17 protein-coding genes are annotated in these 16,461 nt (G+C 60.9%); 8 read left to right on the top strand and 9 right to left on the bottom strand.

The window, feature by feature from the left end; translation table 11 throughout:
* Positions 1–12: 12 nt before the first annotated feature.
* A complete protein-coding gene (locus HDE77_RS14680) occupies positions 13–672 on the bottom strand; it encodes a glutathione S-transferase family protein (protein WP_184418417.1) in 660 nt (219 codons plus the stop codon).
* A gap of 249 nt (positions 673–921) precedes the next feature.
* Here HDE77_RS14680 and HDE77_RS14675 point away from each other — a divergent pair, with 249 nt between their 5' ends.
* Positions 922–2,283 carry a serine hydrolase gene (locus HDE77_RS14675; RefSeq protein WP_343206125.1) on the top strand — a complete coding sequence of 454 codons (1,362 nt, stop codon included), beginning with the start codon at positions 922–924 and terminating at the stop codon, positions 2,281–2,283.
* Between the two features lie 123 nt (positions 2,284–2,406).
* Positions 2,407–3,132, top strand: coding sequence for a glutathione S-transferase family protein (locus HDE77_RS14670; protein WP_184418413.1), 726 nt, complete (start codon positions 2,407–2,409; stop codon positions 3,130–3,132).
* Positions 3,133–3,229: 97 nt separating this feature from the next.
* On the opposite strand, the gene HDE77_RS14665 is transcribed toward HDE77_RS14670, so the two are convergent.
* Positions 3,230–3,499 (bottom strand): EF-hand domain-containing protein, encoded by a 270-nt coding sequence (locus HDE77_RS14665; RefSeq protein ID WP_255482742.1) that lies wholly within the window; start codon positions 3,497–3,499, stop codon positions 3,230–3,232.
* Between the two features lie 97 nt (positions 3,500–3,596).
* Positions 3,597–4,529, bottom strand: a complete 933-nt coding sequence (locus tag HDE77_RS14660) for a hypothetical protein (RefSeq protein ID WP_184418409.1) — start codon at positions 4,527–4,529, stop codon at positions 3,597–3,599.
* Positions 4,530–4,584: 55 nt separating this feature from the next.
* On the opposite strand from HDE77_RS14660, the gene HDE77_RS14655 reads away from it, so the two are divergent.
* The 3 genes from HDE77_RS14655 to HDE77_RS14645 all read left to right on the top strand — a co-directional run bounded on the left by HDE77_RS14655 (position 4,585) and on the right by HDE77_RS14645 (position 7,197).
* On the top strand, positions 4,585–5,163 hold the full coding sequence (locus tag HDE77_RS14655) for a Spy/CpxP family protein refolding chaperone (protein ID WP_184418407.1): 579 nt from the start codon (positions 4,585–4,587) through the stop codon (positions 5,161–5,163).
* Between the two features lie 73 nt (positions 5,164–5,236).
* The gene (locus HDE77_RS14650) at positions 5,237–5,935 is read left to right on the top strand and encodes a response regulator transcription factor (RefSeq protein WP_184418405.1); all 699 of its coding nucleotides are present in this window, start codon (positions 5,237–5,239) and stop codon (positions 5,933–5,935) included.
* Positions 5,932–7,197, top strand: coding sequence for a HAMP domain-containing sensor histidine kinase (locus HDE77_RS14645; protein WP_184418403.1), 1,266 nt, complete (start codon positions 5,932–5,934; stop codon positions 7,195–7,197). Before HDE77_RS14650 ends, HDE77_RS14645 begins: the two co-directional genes overlap by 4 nt.
* A gap of 24 nt (positions 7,198–7,221) precedes the next feature.
* On the opposite strand, the gene HDE77_RS14640 is transcribed toward HDE77_RS14645, so the two are convergent.
* Positions 7,222–7,965 carry a helix-turn-helix domain-containing protein gene (locus HDE77_RS14640; protein WP_184418401.1) on the bottom strand — a complete coding sequence of 248 codons (744 nt, stop codon included), beginning with the start codon at positions 7,963–7,965 and terminating at the stop codon, positions 7,222–7,224.
* Positions 7,966–8,183: 218 nt separating this feature from the next.
* Here HDE77_RS14640 and HDE77_RS14635 point away from each other — a divergent pair, with 218 nt between their 5' ends.
* The gene (locus HDE77_RS14635; RefSeq protein ID WP_184418399.1) at positions 8,184–8,558 is read left to right on the top strand and encodes a hypothetical protein; all 375 of its coding nucleotides are present in this window, start codon (positions 8,184–8,186) and stop codon (positions 8,556–8,558) included.
* A 19-nt stretch (positions 8,559–8,577) separates the two neighbouring features.
* Here HDE77_RS14635 and HDE77_RS14630 read toward each other — a convergent pair whose 3' ends face one another.
* The 4 genes from HDE77_RS14630 to HDE77_RS14615 all read right to left on the bottom strand — a co-directional run bounded on the left by HDE77_RS14630 (position 8,578) and on the right by HDE77_RS14615 (position 10,795).
* Complete coding sequence (locus HDE77_RS14630) at positions 8,578–9,003, bottom strand: GNAT family N-acetyltransferase (RefSeq protein ID WP_184418397.1); 426 nt, start codon at positions 9,001–9,003, stop codon at positions 8,578–8,580.
* A gap of 293 nt (positions 9,004–9,296) precedes the next feature.
* On the bottom strand, positions 9,297–9,848 hold the full coding sequence (locus HDE77_RS14625; RefSeq protein ID WP_184418395.1) for an NADPH-dependent FMN reductase: 552 nt from the start codon (positions 9,846–9,848) through the stop codon (positions 9,297–9,299).
* Positions 9,845–10,291: an OsmC family protein gene (locus tag HDE77_RS14620; protein ID WP_184418393.1), complete on the bottom strand. Its 447-nt coding sequence runs from the start codon at positions 10,289–10,291 to the stop codon at positions 9,845–9,847. Before HDE77_RS14620 ends, HDE77_RS14625 begins: the two co-directional genes overlap by 4 nt.
* Positions 10,292–10,357: 66 nt before the next feature.
* A complete protein-coding gene (locus tag HDE77_RS14615; RefSeq protein ID WP_184418392.1) occupies positions 10,358–10,795 on the bottom strand; it encodes a hypothetical protein in 438 nt (145 codons plus the stop codon).
* A 206-nt stretch (positions 10,796–11,001) separates the two neighbouring features.
* On the opposite strand from HDE77_RS14615, the gene HDE77_RS14610 reads away from it, so the two are divergent.
* Both HDE77_RS14610 and HDE77_RS14605 read left to right on the top strand, forming a co-directional pair.
* Positions 11,002–14,292, top strand: a complete 3,291-nt coding sequence (locus HDE77_RS14610) for an ESPR-type extended signal peptide-containing protein (RefSeq protein WP_184418390.1) — start codon at positions 11,002–11,004, stop codon at positions 14,290–14,292.
* Positions 14,293–14,356: 64 nt separating this feature from the next.
* The gene (locus tag HDE77_RS14605; RefSeq protein WP_184418388.1) at positions 14,357–15,445 is read left to right on the top strand and encodes an OmpA family protein; all 1,089 of its coding nucleotides are present in this window, start codon (positions 14,357–14,359) and stop codon (positions 15,443–15,445) included.
* Between the two features lie 249 nt (positions 15,446–15,694).
* Here the strand turns inward: HDE77_RS14605 and HDE77_RS14600 are convergent, their stop codons facing one another.
* Positions 15,695–16,336: a response regulator transcription factor gene (locus HDE77_RS14600; protein WP_184418386.1), complete on the bottom strand. Its 642-nt coding sequence runs from the start codon at positions 16,334–16,336 to the stop codon at positions 15,695–15,697.
* Positions 16,337–16,461: the final 125 nt, after the last annotated feature.

The raw sequence follows: 16,461 nt of genomic DNA, 5'->3' as shown, positions 1-16,461 counted from the left end.
TTGGGCGGCAGATCAATCGCGATTGGGTGCGCCTAGTGGGAAAAGCGAACGATAAGGCCGTGCTTCGTCAACAGCGCGTGCAAACGATGGGCGTGCCAGCAGCCGTTGCCGGTAGGCGATCACGTGCGGGAACGATGAGTCGATGCGATGCGTCCAGTCGGCATAGAACAGGAAGGGCGCTGCGCCGCAATCGGCGAGGGTGAAGCTGTCACCGGCCGCCCATTCGCGCCCGGCCATGTGATCGTCGAGCCAGCCGTAGGCGATGTCGAGCATCGCGCGTGCATCGGAGACGCCGCGCGGGTCGCGCTCTGCTTCTGGCCGCAGGCTGTCGACCACGATCTTCTGCTGCGGTGTCGAGACGTAGTTGTCGAAGAAGCGGTCCATGCTGCGAACCTCGAGCGCGGCGCGGGCATCCTTGGGCAGCAGTGGCACCGGCCCCGGGTGGTACAGGTCGAGGTACTCGATGATGATGCTCGCCTCGGTGACCGTGCGGCCGGCGTCCACCAGTACGGGAAAGCGCTTCAGCGGCCACAGCGCTGCCAGCTCTTCCCACATCTGCGGTTGCTCGTGCGACAGCAGGCACCATTCGAACGGCGTGTCGTTTTCGTACAGCGCGACCAGGGCCTTCTGGCAGTAGGAGGAGAGCGGGTGTGCGTATAGCTTCAAGGTCATCGTGCGGCTCCGTCGAGGTGGTGGGGCTTTTCCTAATGACGAACGAGACGAGGCGAAATAGACAGCCACCCTCGACGTACTGCCGAAGGGTCTCGTTGCTGCGACCTGCCTGGCGGAGCTGAAGCGCGCGACCGCACTATTGCGATAATCTCCGCAGGCCACCCGGAATGCTGCACCAGCCAGCGGCAAGGCACAACGACCTGACAAGGAAGGATCTTCATGCTTTCTCGCACGTTAAGGATCACGGCCGTGACACTGCTGGTCATCGCCGTTGCAGGGGCACTTTTCATCAACGCGGTCGCCGGCAAGGCGCTTACCATCGCCACCAACTCGGTGAGTCGTTCGCTTTGTGATGCGGCCTTCCTGTCGCACGTTGACCCCGACCGCATGTTTGCGCAAGAGCAGTTGCCGAATATGCGCAGCATTGGATGGGCGCTGCACTATCACGTGGATCATGAGAAACAGGAGGTGCGCAGTGCGGTGCTTGGCGCCTATGGCGCGCGTGCTGTCTATCGTGAGGGTCTTGGATGCGTGCTGGTGCATGGGGATGCTGCGCTGCCCGAGTCGGCGGGTTTCAAGGCCCAGCCCATGACCAGTGCCTTCGCCGAACCGGTGGTGGTTCCCACTGATCCGAGATTGCGTCAGGCGCTCGACCGCGCGTTTGCCGAGCCCGACCCGGCACAGCCGCGACTGACCAAGGGCATCGTCGTGCTGCACGACGGCAAGATCATTGCGGAACGCTATGCGTCGGGTTACGGGCCCGACACCCTCATCTGGGGTCACTCGCTATCGAAGTCGATCACCAACGCGTTGATCGGCATCCTGGTGAGGCAGGGCAAGCTACGCCTGGATCAGACCGCTCCCGTGGCCGCGTGGGCGTCACTGGACGATCCGCATCACGCGATGACTATCGACCAGCTTCTGCGCATGGATAGTGGCCTGCCATTCGATGAAACCGACGGCCCGGTCAATCCCATGTCGCGCATGTTTTTCCTGGAGAACGACATGGCCCGCTATGCGGCGACAGTGCCGCTGGTGCATGCGCCAGGCACAGCTTGGGCTTATAGCAACGTCGGCTATGTGTTGCTTGCCCGCATCGCGGCCGATGCGGCAGGCGACGGCGGTGCGGTGGACGCGGAGCGCTTCGTGCGTGATCAACTGTTTGCACCGCTGGGTATGCGCAGTGCCGTTTTCGAAACCGATCTTGCCGGCACGCCCGTCGGCTCAAGCCATGTCTACGCATCGGCACGCGACTTTGCTCGATTCGGGCAGCTTTATCTCGACGATGGCGTGGTCAACGGACGTCGCATCCTGCCCGAAGGTTGGGTGGCCTACAGTCACTCGCAAACCCTCAAGACCGGCTATGGAGCAGGTTTCTGGACCAATCTGGTGAACGAAGGCAGCGTGCCTGTGTGGGGTGCGCCGTGGGGCATCCCGCAAGCGCCGAAAGACATGTTCTACGCCCGCGGCGCCATGGGCCAGTACGTCATCATCGTGCCGTCGGAGCATCTGGTGATCGCGCGCCTGGGTATCAGCCAGCACGGCGGCACCGGCATCGGCGATCTTATTGCCGCGGTCATCAGCGCACTTCATCACCCGACACAGCAGTGATCGAAAATTCCGGTGACGTACCGAACATCGGTTTGATCGAGCGCGTTCCAACGACCACTGCTGACACGATGGTGTCAGCAGTCCATGGCCAGACTTCGCACAACCTTGCCGCCGAGTATGAGCATGTCTTCATCGAGCATCACCCTGTACGCCAGTCGCGCCGGTTTCGGTATAACCGACACCAGCCCGTTCGTGATCAAGACCGAAGTGCAGTTGAAGATGGCTGGCTTGGCCTATGACCGGGCATCAGCCATTCCACCGCAGGCGCCGAATGGCAAGCTGCCTTTCATCAACGATCACGATGAAGTGGTGAGCGACTCCACCTTTATCCGCGCGCATATCGAGCAGAAATACGAAGTGGATCTGGACGAGGGTCTGGATACGCGTAAGCGTGCGGAATCCTGGGCGATCGAGCGGTTGCTCGAAGATCATCTCTACTTCGCCATGGTCTGGTTCCGCTGGATCGACCCCGAAAATTTCGCCAAGGGACCGGCGCATTTCGCCGACAGCGCGCCCGAAGCGGATCGCGCGCAACTGCGTCATGACTTGCAGGCACGCAAGGCCGTCGAGCTACATGCGCAGGGGCTGGGCCGAAAGACGCCCCCGCAAATCGCCGAGCTGGGAAAGCGCTCGATCGATGCACTGTCGCAGTTGCTCGGCGACAAGTCCTACTTCATGGGTGATTCGCCCAGCGGCGTCGACGCTACCGCTTTCGGAGTGCTCGCCGCGGTACTGACGCCGTTCTTCGACACACCGCTACGCCAGGCAGCGGAAAGGCATCCGAATCTTGCCGCCTACGTCGATCGCATGATGCGCCGTTATTACCCCGAGCATGCGTGGAATCCATAACGGCCAGTGAAAGCAGCCGGTTTCTCAACACCCTGTGAAAAGTCCCGCTCATAGTGAGAATGTTCTCTCAGCGAGCCATCCATAGCGACGTGAACGGTCAGTTCCGTTTTGCTGATGAAGCAGGCGCCGGCTGCGAGCGCATCAGCGCTCTCTGGATGAACTGGTGCACGTCGTCTTTCGACACCAGGCCGCGGTGCCTGGTGTCGATGGCATCGAAGTTCTTGACGATGAAGGGGACGTGCCCGGCCTTGGCTTCATCCTTGCTGAGCAGGCCGTCGTGATTCGCATCGGCGGCGTCGAAATTGATATCCAGTGTTCGAACGCTTTCGGTGATACCAGAGAGCCCACTCTGTGCGATGGCTGGCATCGGCAAGACAGCGTAAGCCGCGAATGCAAGTGCAATGAGGATTACACGAGGCATGACATTCTCCGCAGGGAACCTGATCCTACGATAGCCCATCCCCTCATGAAATGGCTGGTTCCTGTAGCGCCAACGGGTTGACGCCGGCCGGGTCGCGCGCGAGCAGCACGGCTGCCGCGAAATTCCAGATCAGTTGTGCCAGCAGCACGCTGAGCAGGGAGGTCATGCTCATATTCGTTGCTGAACCGAATATCAGGGCGACGACCAGTGTGCTCGACAGCATGCCGACGACACCAGCCACCTGGTTGAATCCTTGTTCCCGCACAAGTGCGATGGACCATGCCAGCGTCCCGACGGCTTGCAGGATCCAGCCCAGCTTTGCCATGTCATTGAGCGCCACGCCAGCATAGTGAATCAGGTTGTACGCGAAGGCGACGCGTTCGGGAGCGGCGTGGATAGCATCTACCGCTATGTGTGTGACGATGAAGCCATCCGTGATCGTTGCGCCGATCATGGCGGCGCAGCCGATAAGGTAGGTCGTCAGACCGAGCAGTATCAGTGGTCGGCGTAGACCCAGTCGTCGTGCGAGGGTCGCATAGCCGAACGCGAAAGCGCACACGCTGGCGATAGCCACGGCATGTACGACCTCTTTCAACAGCTGCAGTCTGGCGATGCCCTGCAGAATCTCCAGCGGATTGCTGCCGCCGCCGCTGTGATCTAGCGCGACGAAGAGGGTCGAGATGACGGCGGCGGAAGCGATGACAATACCCGCGGTGCGGGTGCGTTGGATGGGTTGGTCGGTGAAGGTTGCGGCATCCTGGAGCATGGGAATCATTCCTCTGCGGTCGTGCACGGCGGGTGTCGTCATGCTGGCCGACACGCTAGCGACCGCGTCTTTGGGGAATGTCTTGGCAGGGTAAAGATTTGCAAGCGGTACGTTGGAGTCGCTGCAGGCAGAACGGTGATGCAATCCTGCTTCTACATAAAACTTTACATGGCGCTTGTCAGGCCTGAACTTGCGCACGCCACGCTGCATCTGACCGCGCATCAACCACGCGGCGATCCCAACACTTCCCATGCAGGTGGCAGCTATGAAAAGCACAAAAACAATGGCGTTGTCCGCAACTTCATCCCGTGGCCCGAACTGGAAAGCAATCGCGTTGCGAAGCTTCGCGTTGACCGCCGCGATCGCCGTGGGTACGACGGCGGTGTATCTGACGGCGGTACCGTCTGCGCGTGCAACCACCACGAACTCCACTACCGAAGCCAGCGGCTCCTTTTTTCAGCAGATGCATGGTGGTGCGCATTCGCATGAAGAGATGCACGCGCATTTCGACAAAGTACTGACCGAAGCCGGAGCCAGTGATGCGCAGAAGCAGCAGATCCAAGCCATCATGAAGCAGGCGATGGATACCGAGCATGCCGACATGCAGAACTACCACGCATCCGTTGGGCGCTTGAAGACGCTGCTCACCGCCAATCCGATCGACGATGCGGCTGTTGCAACGCTGCGTGCCGAACAGGATCGTCTGGCGCTGGCAGCCAGTCGCGGCCTGTCGGACACCGCGGTCGCGGTTGCCCGGGTGCTGACACCCTCGCAGCGTGTGAAACTAGGGGCGGAGATTGACCAGATGATGGACTCGCACATGGCGCATCATCACGCCATGTGATGTCTCGCTCTATGATTCGCAGCTGCCCTCATGCCGTGATGGCAGCTGCATTCGCCAACCAGTGAGCCGACCGGTGTCCCAACGCATCCTGATCATCGACGACGACGAACGCCTTTGCGGGATGCTGGAACAGTATCTTTCGCAAAGCGGCTACCAGGTGACCTCCCGGCATACCGCCAGCGACGGGTTGGCCGAACAGCGGCGCTCGATGCCAGACGCGATCATCCTCGACCTGATGCTGCCCGATGCGAACGGCCTGGACGTATGCACCCAGCTGCGCGAATCCAGTGGCGTGCCCATCATCATGCTTACTGCACGGGGCGAGGCCACCGATCGTGTGGTCGGCCTGGAGCTGGGCGCAGACGACTACCTGCCCAAACCGTTCGATCCGCGCGAACTGCTCGCCAGACTGCGCACTGTTCTGCGTCGAGGCACGGCCCTGATCAACCCGATCCTGCGCTTCGGTCGACTGGAGATCGACCGGGAAGCGCGCCAGGTTCGGCTGGATGGGGAGTGCCGCAACCTGACCGGTTACCAATTCGACATCCTGCTGGCGCTGGCTGAACGTGCTGGTCGCGTGGTCAGTCGAAACCAGTTGCTGGATTGTGTGGCGGGTCGCGCGATGGACGCGTTTGACCGCACCATCGACGTGCATATTTCCAATATTCGCGCCGCGATCGAGGATCATCCCAAGCAACCCAAGCGGATCCTCACGCTGCGCGGTGTCGGCTATCTGTTCACCCGCGTGCAGGACGATGAGGCGTCGCTGTGATCCAGCGTCTATACATGCGGATCTATCTGACCACGCTTGCGTCTTTGGCGGTGGTGGTCATCCTCAGCGCGCTGCTATGGCAATTTACGGCCGAGCGATCGGCCGACGCGGACCACGACCGTTTCATGGGGGCGCTGGTCAGCAGAGCACTCCCGCCAGACGACGATGCCGCTACGCTGCAGACGTCGCTGGCCGCGCTGGTGGTTCCCCCGACTGAGGGTCTCGCGCTGTATGACCGTCATGGAGTGCGCCTGGCCGGCGCGGGCAATCAGACCGGGATCAATGGCCCGGCCATGACCGCGCCGACCATGCCAATCCACGCCAATGCCATATTGCGGATCATCCGGCTCGACGATGGCCGTGTGGTCGTCGCCCGCATGCATACGTCTTCGCTGAATCTTCATCTCGGCGGACTTGCGTTGCTCGCCTTGATTGCGCTCGCCGTTGCGCTGGGCACCTATCCGGTGGTGCGTCGTCTGACTCGGCGACTCGAGGAGCTGGCCGGCGATGTGGATCGCTTCGGCGGCGGCGACTTGGCGGTACGTTCCCCGGTTTCCGGTCAGGATGAAGTGTCGGGCCTGGCCACCAGTTTCAACGCGATGGCCGACCGTGTCGCAAAACTGCTCGAGGCGCACAGCCGCATGCTGGTCAACGCCTCGCATGAATTGCGCTCGCCACTGGCGCGCGTGCGACTTGCGCTGGAGCTTTACGAGACCGCGCCGCGTGCTGAGTTGTTGCAGGGCATGCGCCAGGATTGCGCAGAAATCAGCGAACAGATCGAGGAGATTCTGCTGGCCAGCAAACTGGAAACGGTAGATATCGCGCTGCCAAGGGATACGCTGGATCTCGCCGTGTTGGTGGCGGAAGAGTGCTCGCGACTCGATATCGCATTCGAGATCGTTCCCGCCGAAGTTCGCGGCGACGGGCGGCTATTGCGACGGCTGATACGCAACCTGCTCGAAAATGCCTTGAAATATGGTGGCCACGGCGTGGATGCGCGTCTTGCCCTGGACAATCAAGGCAACCGCATCCTGCAGGTGAGCGATCGCGGGCCGGGCATCACCGAAGCCGAGCGCGAACGCATTTTCGAGCCGTTCTATCGCCCCGCAAACACGGCAGAGACCGGCAATGGCTGGGGGCTTGGACTGGCGCTGGTCAGGCAGATCGCCAGTCACCATCACGGCAGTATCAGCTGTTTGCCGCGAATAGACGGTGGCTGCGTCTTCGAACTGATGTTGCCTTTACCCGGCGAAGCGAGCTGAATCATCGTCTCCGGCGAAAGCAAATCAGTGCTTTTGTGGCGAAGGTTTGAGATCGCGCAACTTCACGCTGTCGAGCAGATCCAGCCCCTTTCGGTCGATCCTGACCAGCGCCTGATTGCGGAAGCGGGCCAGCAGGCGGCTGACGGTTTCTGTTGCCAGCCCCAGATGGTTGCCGATGTCGGCGCGTGACATGGGTAACGGCAGGCGCTCCGTCGGCAGACCAAGCGCTGCTCGGCGATCGCGCAGATCGATCAGGAACCTGGCCATGCGTTCTTCTGCTGGATGGTCGCCACTATAAAGTTGAGATTGGCGGAGCTGACGGCTCAGCACCTGCATCAGATGCCATTGCACGTCGGTCTGGCGATGGGCGAGTTGGCGGATGGCGGCGAACGGAAACTTGCAGAACCGGGTCTTGCCCAGCACCACGACGGCGCTGTCGTATTGATCCTGGCAGACGGCATCCAGCCCGATGACTTCGCCGGGCAGGTGGAAGGCCAGTACCTTTTCGCGGCCGACGATGTCCACCATCACGGTTTTGGCCATGCCTGTCTGCACCGCGTAGAGCGCGCGAACCGGGGTCGAGGGGCGATACAGATATTCGCCGTTGCGCAACGGCCCAGTGCGTTCGACGAGGTGGCGCAGACCGGAGAGCTCCGGCTTGCCGAAACCGCCCGCCTCGCAACCCGTCACGTAAGCGCAGCCGACGCAAAAGCCAGGCGGCGAGGTATGCGCTGGGGGCGAAGTTTCCGAAGCAAGGGTCGCCTGCATGGCGGGGTTCCTGGATATCCATTTCATTGAAATGAGCGGCAGGCCATGATCCTCCCTGGTGGTATCCGGAGAACATTGATGCGCGGTTTTGCCGCACAGGCCTGAGCGGGATCCTGCAGCGCCACATCGCGATGATTTCTTGCCGGAAGCCCTACAGAAATTGCCGTTGCTGCCGATGTATCCCGTGAGTCATCTCGACCAAGGGGATATTTGCCCGCATGAGCCACCATAAACATCAATCGAAGCTGTCGAGCAGCCGCGTGGACTGGAGCGATCCGCACCTGGAGTCTTTGCTGCAGAAAACCGAGAGCTGGAAGCTCGATAACCGGGGCACCTATTCGCCACTGGAGGTGCAGATCCATATTGGCTGGGGCGCCGCCACTGGCAAGACCGCGTTGCTGGTGTGGGAGCGCGATCAGGTGATGGTGCTGGAAACCCGCTTTCCGCTTACCCCTGGCGAGCATATCCGCGTGGACTGTCACCTGGGTGACAGCGTCCGCACCGTGTGGGGCATGGTCATCGAGGAACGCCCAGGGCATCGCACCGAAGATCGGGCCAACGGCGTCCATGTGAATTGGCTGCACCTGCGCTGACGGTGAGCAGTAAACGTGATCAGGGTTCCTCGACCAGACCCGCCCTCAACGCCCGATCCTGATCGCTGAAGATCGCCATCGCCGTGCGCATGCGCAGAAAACCCAGTTTCCGGTGGAAGCCTTCCTTTCCCGGATTGGCATACAGGATGATCTTGCGATGTCCTGCGGAGAGCTGCTTGAGCGTGGTGATGATGGCCTTGCCCAGCCCCACGCCCTGGTGGTCGGGATGAATTGCGATATCGCACAGGTAGGCGCAGTCGATACCGTCAGCGAGGGCTCGACCAGCGCCGATCAGATGGCCGTCGTCATAAACGAAGCATTTGTAGCGACTGTTGGAGAACACGATCTTCAGGTCCTGTGGCCTCTTGTCTCCTGGCGGCGCCATCCGGTAGAGCTCCGACAACTCGTCCCAGTCGACGGATTCCTGCTCAAAGATCCACTGCATTCTTCCGTCCTCCATAGCGTAGTTGCGACAGTGATTCTCGGCGAAAACCGGGAGACCCTCGCCTGTGGGAGTGACTTCAATCGCGATGACACAAGCCGGGGTCAAGCCAATCGCGACTGAATTCGCTCCCACAAGAGCCACGGTGGCTCGTAGGTTGGGTGAGTGCGGTGAGCCCCGACATTGCCTCAACCCGTAGGTTGGGGTGAGCGCAGCGAAGCCCAACATTGCCTCGGCCTCCCTGCACAGACGTGGGGCTTCGCTTCGCTCACCCCAACCTACATAGCCAATGAAGGCTAGCCGCCGATCGACGCTGCGAAGCCGCGCAGGAAATCGCCCAGCTGTGTGCGTATGGCCTCGTCCCGCAATTCGCCGTGCTCGTCGAAGGCCAGGTGGGCGCGCGAAACCATCAGGCGACCACCCGACCAGTTCCGCGTACCGAGCGCCTTCAGCACAGGCAGCCATGCGTTCTGCGAAAGGATGGTGCCGAAGCCACCGGGCGATGCGCCGATCACTGCGAACGGCCGATGGCCGAAGACGCGCGGAATGTCGGCCGGCGGTCGCGACAGCCAGTCGATCGCGTTCTTGAACACGCCGGGTATGCCGTTGTTGTACTCCGGCGTCACTAGCAGCACGCCATCGCTCGCGACGATACGTTCCTTCAGATCGGCGACCGGCGCTGGCAGTCCTTCGCGCTGTTCCAGGTCGCCGTCGTAAAGGGGTATGTCGTGCAATGTGGCGGCATCCAGCGTGACCCCGGTATCGACCAGGGTCTGTGCTGCGCGCAGCAACGCAGAGTTGTAGGACTGCGCACGCAGGCTTCCGGAAATGCCTAGGATCTTGATCATGCACGATCTCCCACAAGGGCCGATGGGTCTGCTGCCCCGGCCTCCAGGCGCGTGGCGATGCGCACCTCACCGGTCAGCACCTTGTGGATCGGACACGCGTTCGCGATTTGCAGCAGGCGTTCGCGCTGATCGTCGGTCAACGTTCCCTGCAGGGTGATCGCGCGTGTGATGTCGCTGCCCGCAGCGGGCTCGCCATCGGGATTGAAGCGCAATTCGACCTCGACGGCAGCCAGCGGCCATTGCTTGCGCGACGCATACATCTGCAGGGTGATGACGGTGCACGCCCCCAGCGCCGAAAGCAGCAAGCGCGTGGGCGAGGGGCCTGTGTTCGCACCGCCTGTCTCGGGCGGCTCATCGGCCAACCACGTATGCCCGAGGTCATCCGTCAGCGTCACCGTGAATGGAGTAGGGCTGCTGGTTGCGCGGACAGTGGATGTTGTCATGGAAGTGTTATCCCGATGCATGTTCGTACCATCTTCGCTCCATTTGCGTTTGCATGCCAAAAGCAATCACTGGATCGCCCCGACGCACTTTGCGGCAGCACGATTCCCTGCCGTTTCATCAATGCCAGCACATGCCAGCCAATTCAATGAAGTGGTATGGAGTGATTCGGCGGTCGATGAAGGGATGTTTGCAGCCGCGTAAGTGCAGTTTGAATTGAGCGTTTCCGGCGCGGCCGTCACCGCATCGCACGAGGGCGTCGTGAAAGCGGGATCGATCCACGGTGCCGTTGCCGTTGCAGCTTCAGCGTGACGGACCATGCCAGACGCCGTGACTGGCGCGCGTGACGCCTGATCGCATTCCTTCATGCCAGCAAAGCGATCAGTACAGCCAGCTGAATGATCTTCAGTAGATGCGGCGCCCGCAGATCTAGACGATCGATGCAGGACGTGAACGTCCGAAAAGGATTCCCTGGCCATTTTGAGAATCGTCTGATCCTTTTCCACGGCGCCACGTGCATCGCGCGTTTCGCCGGCTGTTAGGTCATAGCGAATGCACGCATTTTCAGAGCTTTCTCATGGTGGGAGCCGGTGCGCAACCGGAAAATTAACACAGCAAAACTTGGTCACTTTGTGTGCGCCAAGTCCCTATTACACGTAGTCCATTCCCCTACCCCTGCAGCAAGCGCCTCGTTGACGAGGCAGGAAAAATCATGAACCACATCTATCGTGTCATTTGGAACTCGGCCACCCAGTCATGGGCAGCGGTATCGGAACTGGACTCCGCCAAGGGCAAGTCATCCACTCGCGGCAAGAGCGCCTCAACAGGCAAGTCATTCATGCTGAAAGCGATGGTCTTCGCTCTGGTGGCGGCGCTCACGTGCAGTGCGAGCGTTTCCCTGTTCGCGCAGACCGTCCCGGGGGCCAATACGTATGACGGCAATGCGAACAACGGCACCATGGGTAATGGTACGCAAGGCGGAGGTACCTCGGGCGGCACCGTGATCAACTCGTTCTATGGTGGCGCCCAGGCCAACATGCAGTCCCAAAAGGCCTATGGCTACAACTTTACGTCCGCAAGCAACCCGGAAATGGTTGGCGCGTCATGGGCCGAGGCGAATACTTGCGGCGCGGTGAATGGCAGTTCCAGTTGTCAGATTTATTGGGGCGCCGTTTATGGGGTGTCGAAATCCGCGACAACAGGTCTTTTGACGCCCGTTGAAAACCATGCCGCCGCGATCTACAACTTCAATACGGGCACTGTGTCGAACGTCGATACGATCATGACGGGTATCGCACCGGGCCGGATCAGCGTGAAGTCGAATGACGTGGTGAACGGCTCCGAGTTGTACTCGAATGCCGTCAACACCGCTGCAGCGTTGGGCGGCGCCTCGGCCGTGAGTGCGGATGGCAAGGGCACGATCAGTGCGCCCAGCTATGCGTTGAGCGTGGCAAATGCAATTGATGGCACCACGGGTGCGGCTACTGACGTCGGCAAGGGCTTTGCGAAAGTCGACGCAGCCTTGGGCATTCTCCAGGCCAGCGGCAGTCTGGTGCAGCAGGCTGCGCCCGGCGCAAACATCACGGTGGCAGCTGCTACGGATGGCGCCGCGGTCGACATGACCGGCACGGCGGGCACCCGCACGGTGACGGGCGTGACAGCCGGTGCGCTGAATGCGACGAGCGTGGACGCGGTGAACGGTTCGCAGCTGTACGCGACCAACCAGCAGGTTTCCACCAACACCACCAACATCGCCACCAACACCACGAATATCGCGGGCAACACGTCGGCCATCACCAACCTGACCAACAACATCAACAGCGGTACCGTGGGTCTGGTGCAGCAGGCGGCGCCCGGCGCGAACATCACGGTGGCATCTGCTACGGATGGCGCCGTGGTCGACATGACCGGCACGGCGGGCACCCGCACGGTGACGGGCTTGACGGCGGGCAATCTGAGCGCGAGCAGCGTGGACGCAGTGAACGGTTCGCAGCTGTACGCGACCAACCAGCAGGTTTCCACCAACACCACGAACATCGCCACCAACACCACGAACATCGCTGGCAACACGTCGGATATCACCAACCTGACCAACAACATCAACAGCGGTACCGTGGGTCTGGTGCAGCAGGCGGCGCCCGGCGCGAACATCACAGTCGCAGCTGCTACGGATGGCACCCTGGTCGACATGACCGGCACGGCGGGTACCCGCACGGTGACGGGCGTGACGGCCGGTGCGTTGAATGCGACGAGCGTGGACGCGGTGAACGGCTCGCAGCTGTTCGCAACCAATCAGCAGGTTTCAACCAACACCACGAACATCGCTGGCAACACGTCGGATATCACCAACCTGACCAACAACATCAATAGCGGTACCGTGGGTCTGGTGCAGCAGGCGGCACCCGGCGCGAACATCACGGTGGCAGCTTCTACCGATGGCACCGTGGTCGACATGACTGGCACGGCGGGCACCCGCACGGTGACGGGCGTAACGGCCGGTGCGGTTAACGCGGCCAGCGTGGATGCCATCAACGGTACGCAACTGTTTGGCGTAAGTCAGTCGATTGCGAACGTTATCGGCGGCGGTTCGGTCGTGAATAACGACGGTACGATCACGAACCCGACCTATAACGTGGGCGGCACTACGGTGAATACCATCGGCGGCGCGATAACCAACATCGACGGTCGCGTAACAGCGAATACGACCGACATCACCAACCTGACGACCAATATCAACAACGGTTCGACGGGTCTGGTGCTACAGGATCCGGCCACGGGAGACATTACGGTGGCGGCTGCTCTGGATGGCAACGTGGTCAATATGAGTGGCACAGCGGGCGCCCGCACGATAACCGGCGTGGCGGCTGGTGCGCTGAATGCGAGGAGCGTGGACGCGGTGAACGGCTCGCAGCTGTATGCGACCAACCAGCAGGTTTCCATCAACACGACGAATATCGCGGGCAACACGTCGGCTATCAGCAACCTGACCAACAACATCAACAGCGGCACCGTGGGTCTGGTGCAGCAGGCGGCACCCGGTGCGAACATCACGGTGGCAGCTGCTACGGACGGCACCGTGGTCGACATGACTGGCACGGCGGGCACCCGCACGGTCACGGGTGTGACGGCCGGTGCGCTGAATGCAACGAGCGTGGACGCGGTGAACGGTTCGCAGTTGTACGCGACCAACCAGCAGGTGGCCGCCAATACCAGCAGCATCAACAATATTCAGTCAGACATCAGCAATATCAGCCATGGCAATGTGGGTGCGTTCCAGGTCAGCGCGGATCGTAGCGGTAGCGCACCGGTCGCCAACGGCAAGAACTCGGCGGCTGGTGGCGCCAATGCCGCAGCATCCGGTGCCAACAGTGTAGCCGTGGGCAACGACAGTACCGCCAGTGGCACCAGCAGCACCGCTGTGGGCAGCGGTGCGAAAGCGACGGGCGCCAATAGTGTGGCGATCGGTGCCGGCTCAGTGGCAAGCAAGGCCAACACAGTGTCGGTTGGTTCAGCCGGTAGCGAGCGTCAGATTGCCAACGTGGCGGCCGGTGTGCAGCAGACCGACGCCGTAAACGTCTCCCAGCTTACCGGTGTCGCGAATGCTATGGGCGGCGGTGCCACGATCAACAGTGCGGGCAATGTGGTTGCTCCGACTTACAACGTGGGCGGCAACACTTACAACAATGTTGGCGACGCGTTGGGCAATCTGGATAGCCATCTGAATGACAACTTCAATCAGCTCAGCAACAAGATCGACCAGAATGCCCAGCAGGCCAATCGCGGCATTGCCGGAGCGGCTGCACTTGTAATGACCACTCCGTACATGCCGGGTCGCACGACGCTCAATGCCGGTTTGGCGAGCTATCGCGGTGAATCGGCGCTCGGTGTCGGTGTGTCGCGCTGGAGCTCAGACGGTCGGATAAACCTCAATGCGGGTATTTCCGAGGCGCTTCATGACCAGCCGATCTTCCGTGTTGGCGTCGGCGTGGTGCTGGGCGACTAAGGACAGTGCCAACAGTGAGAGCGCGTGGGCAGACCCATGCCCTCTCGTTGGCCGGAGAGAATCCATGAAATTATCAGTAATGTCCGTGGCGTTGGTCAGCCTGCTGGCTGGCTGCGCAAGTCATCAGGCGCGAGATAGCCTCAACGTGCAAGACCCGACCGTACTTCAGTCAGGTTTTGGTACACAACAAAGTGTGGAAGCGGGAGCGCCGACCACGGAGTGGTTGGCCAGATACCAGGGCATGTATGCCAAGACCATGTTGCCGGAGCTGGAGCAGCGCCTGCGCGAGTTGAGCTCCGACGCTTCAGCGTACGACGGCGCGAAGGCGGCGTGCTGGATCAGTGCGGCCAGGGAAGAGTACAAATCCGGCAACCAATGGGGCTTTGTGCCAGAGGCGATGGGTGAAGCCGACCGGTTGCTGAGCGGCCTGGAGCGCAAGCAGGTGTTATCTGCGGACAACCCGAAGTTGCGCACGGTGTCGGAAGTTCGTCCTGATCTGTGGGCGAAGATCGGCGCGGAAAAGAAGAAGGCGGATGCCAAGAAGGATTGCGACGAACCCGAGCGGATTCTCGCGTGTGGCGTAGTTCAGTTGATGCATGCAGGGCACGAAGCCTGGCGGCGCAGTTTCGACCAGTCGGAAAAGCGTGTCGACACACTGATCGATGACATGAGCGGAATCGACGCGAAGATCGCCAGATGCCCTCGGCCGGTGGTTGAGGCGAACGAGCCCATGACTGGCAACCCTACCATCCGAATGATCAAGGCTGACGCCTTGTTCCATTTCGATCGCGGCGATGAAGCGGGCATGCTGCCGGACGGCAAGGATGCGTTGGACAGGCTGGCGAACGAGCTTGAGCAACACGGTGACGTGAAAAACATCGAGTTGGTGGGCTATGCAGACCGCCTGGGCACGCCATCGCACAACGATGGCTTGTCCACAAAGCGCGCGGACACGGTACGCCGCTATCTGCAAATGCATGGGCTTGGCGAAGTGCCCATGCGTTCACATGGCGAAGGTTCGCGTGACCCACTCGTTCAGTGCAATGACACCAACCGCACTGCACTGATCGATTGTCTGGCACCGGATCGTCGCGTCGAATTGCTCATCTACGCAGATAGCAATGTCGGGAAGGTGCAGGGTGGCAAGCTGTGAGCGAATGCAAACACTTACCCCCATCACGCCATTGAACTGAGTTGCCATGGAGCTGCGGCATAACCCCATGGGTTATGCCGCAGGACGGGCAAGATTGCCTAAAACATGGATGGCGGCAATCGCGGCACTCGGCGCAACGCCTGGTGCTGTCAGCAAGCCTCTCTCCAGAGACTTCAAAGATTTCACACCAGACCGCAGTGGCTGGTCGATTTCGAAGTCGCCACCACTCAACGCCGCGCCATGGCGACGTCAGGAAAACATGCCGTGCTCGCGTGCATAGGCATAGACTTCAAGGTCACTCTTGAGTCCAAGCTTGCTCATGGCGTCCATCTTCTGACGACTTATCGTCTTGACGCTTCGGTTGAGCTGAGTGGCGATCTGCGACACGGTGAGCCCGGAGGCGAACAGCCTCAGTACTTCCGTTTCGCGCGCTGAAAGCCCGGTGTGCTCAGTTGATGACTCGCCCACTCGGGTCGCTTCAAGCGGGGCCTTGATCGCGGCACTTATATATTCCCGGCCATGGGATACCGCCTGAATGGCCAGTGTGAGTTCGGTCAACGCGTCGGACTTGTTCAAAAGCCCGCGAACCCCGGTGGCGAGAATCGAGCGCAGAACGCCGATGTTGCTCATCATGGTGAGTACGATGACGGGGAGCTTGGGCCAGCGCCGATTCAATTGATTGAGCATGTTCAGCCCATCGGCAACTTGTCCGCCGGGCATGTTGAAATCGGTGAGTATCAGATCGCAGGTTTCGTCATCGAGCGCCTTGAACAATTCGTCCGGCGAACTCGCTTCGGCGACGACGGACGCGCTGGTCGCATTCTCGATCAGCAAGCGGACACCGCTGCGAACGATAGGGTGGTCATCGGCCAGAATGATGCGCAATGTCACGGTGTTCGGTCCCTCCAGCCCACGATAGTCATAGCGTAGCCGATCCCTGACGGCAAGCGGGAAACGGCCATAGTCTGTTCAAGCTTGAGACGATTCTGATGGAAGGGTAAAAGGGGTCCAAATAG

The sequence above is a fragment of the Rhodanobacter sp. MP7CTX1 genome, from assembly GCF_014205795.1.
Taxonomy (GTDB): domain Bacteria; phylum Pseudomonadota; class Gammaproteobacteria; order Xanthomonadales; family Rhodanobacteraceae; genus Rhodanobacter.
The sequence above is the reverse complement of the archived record's forward strand: the minus strand, read 5'-3'. Positions and strand labels throughout refer to the sequence as shown.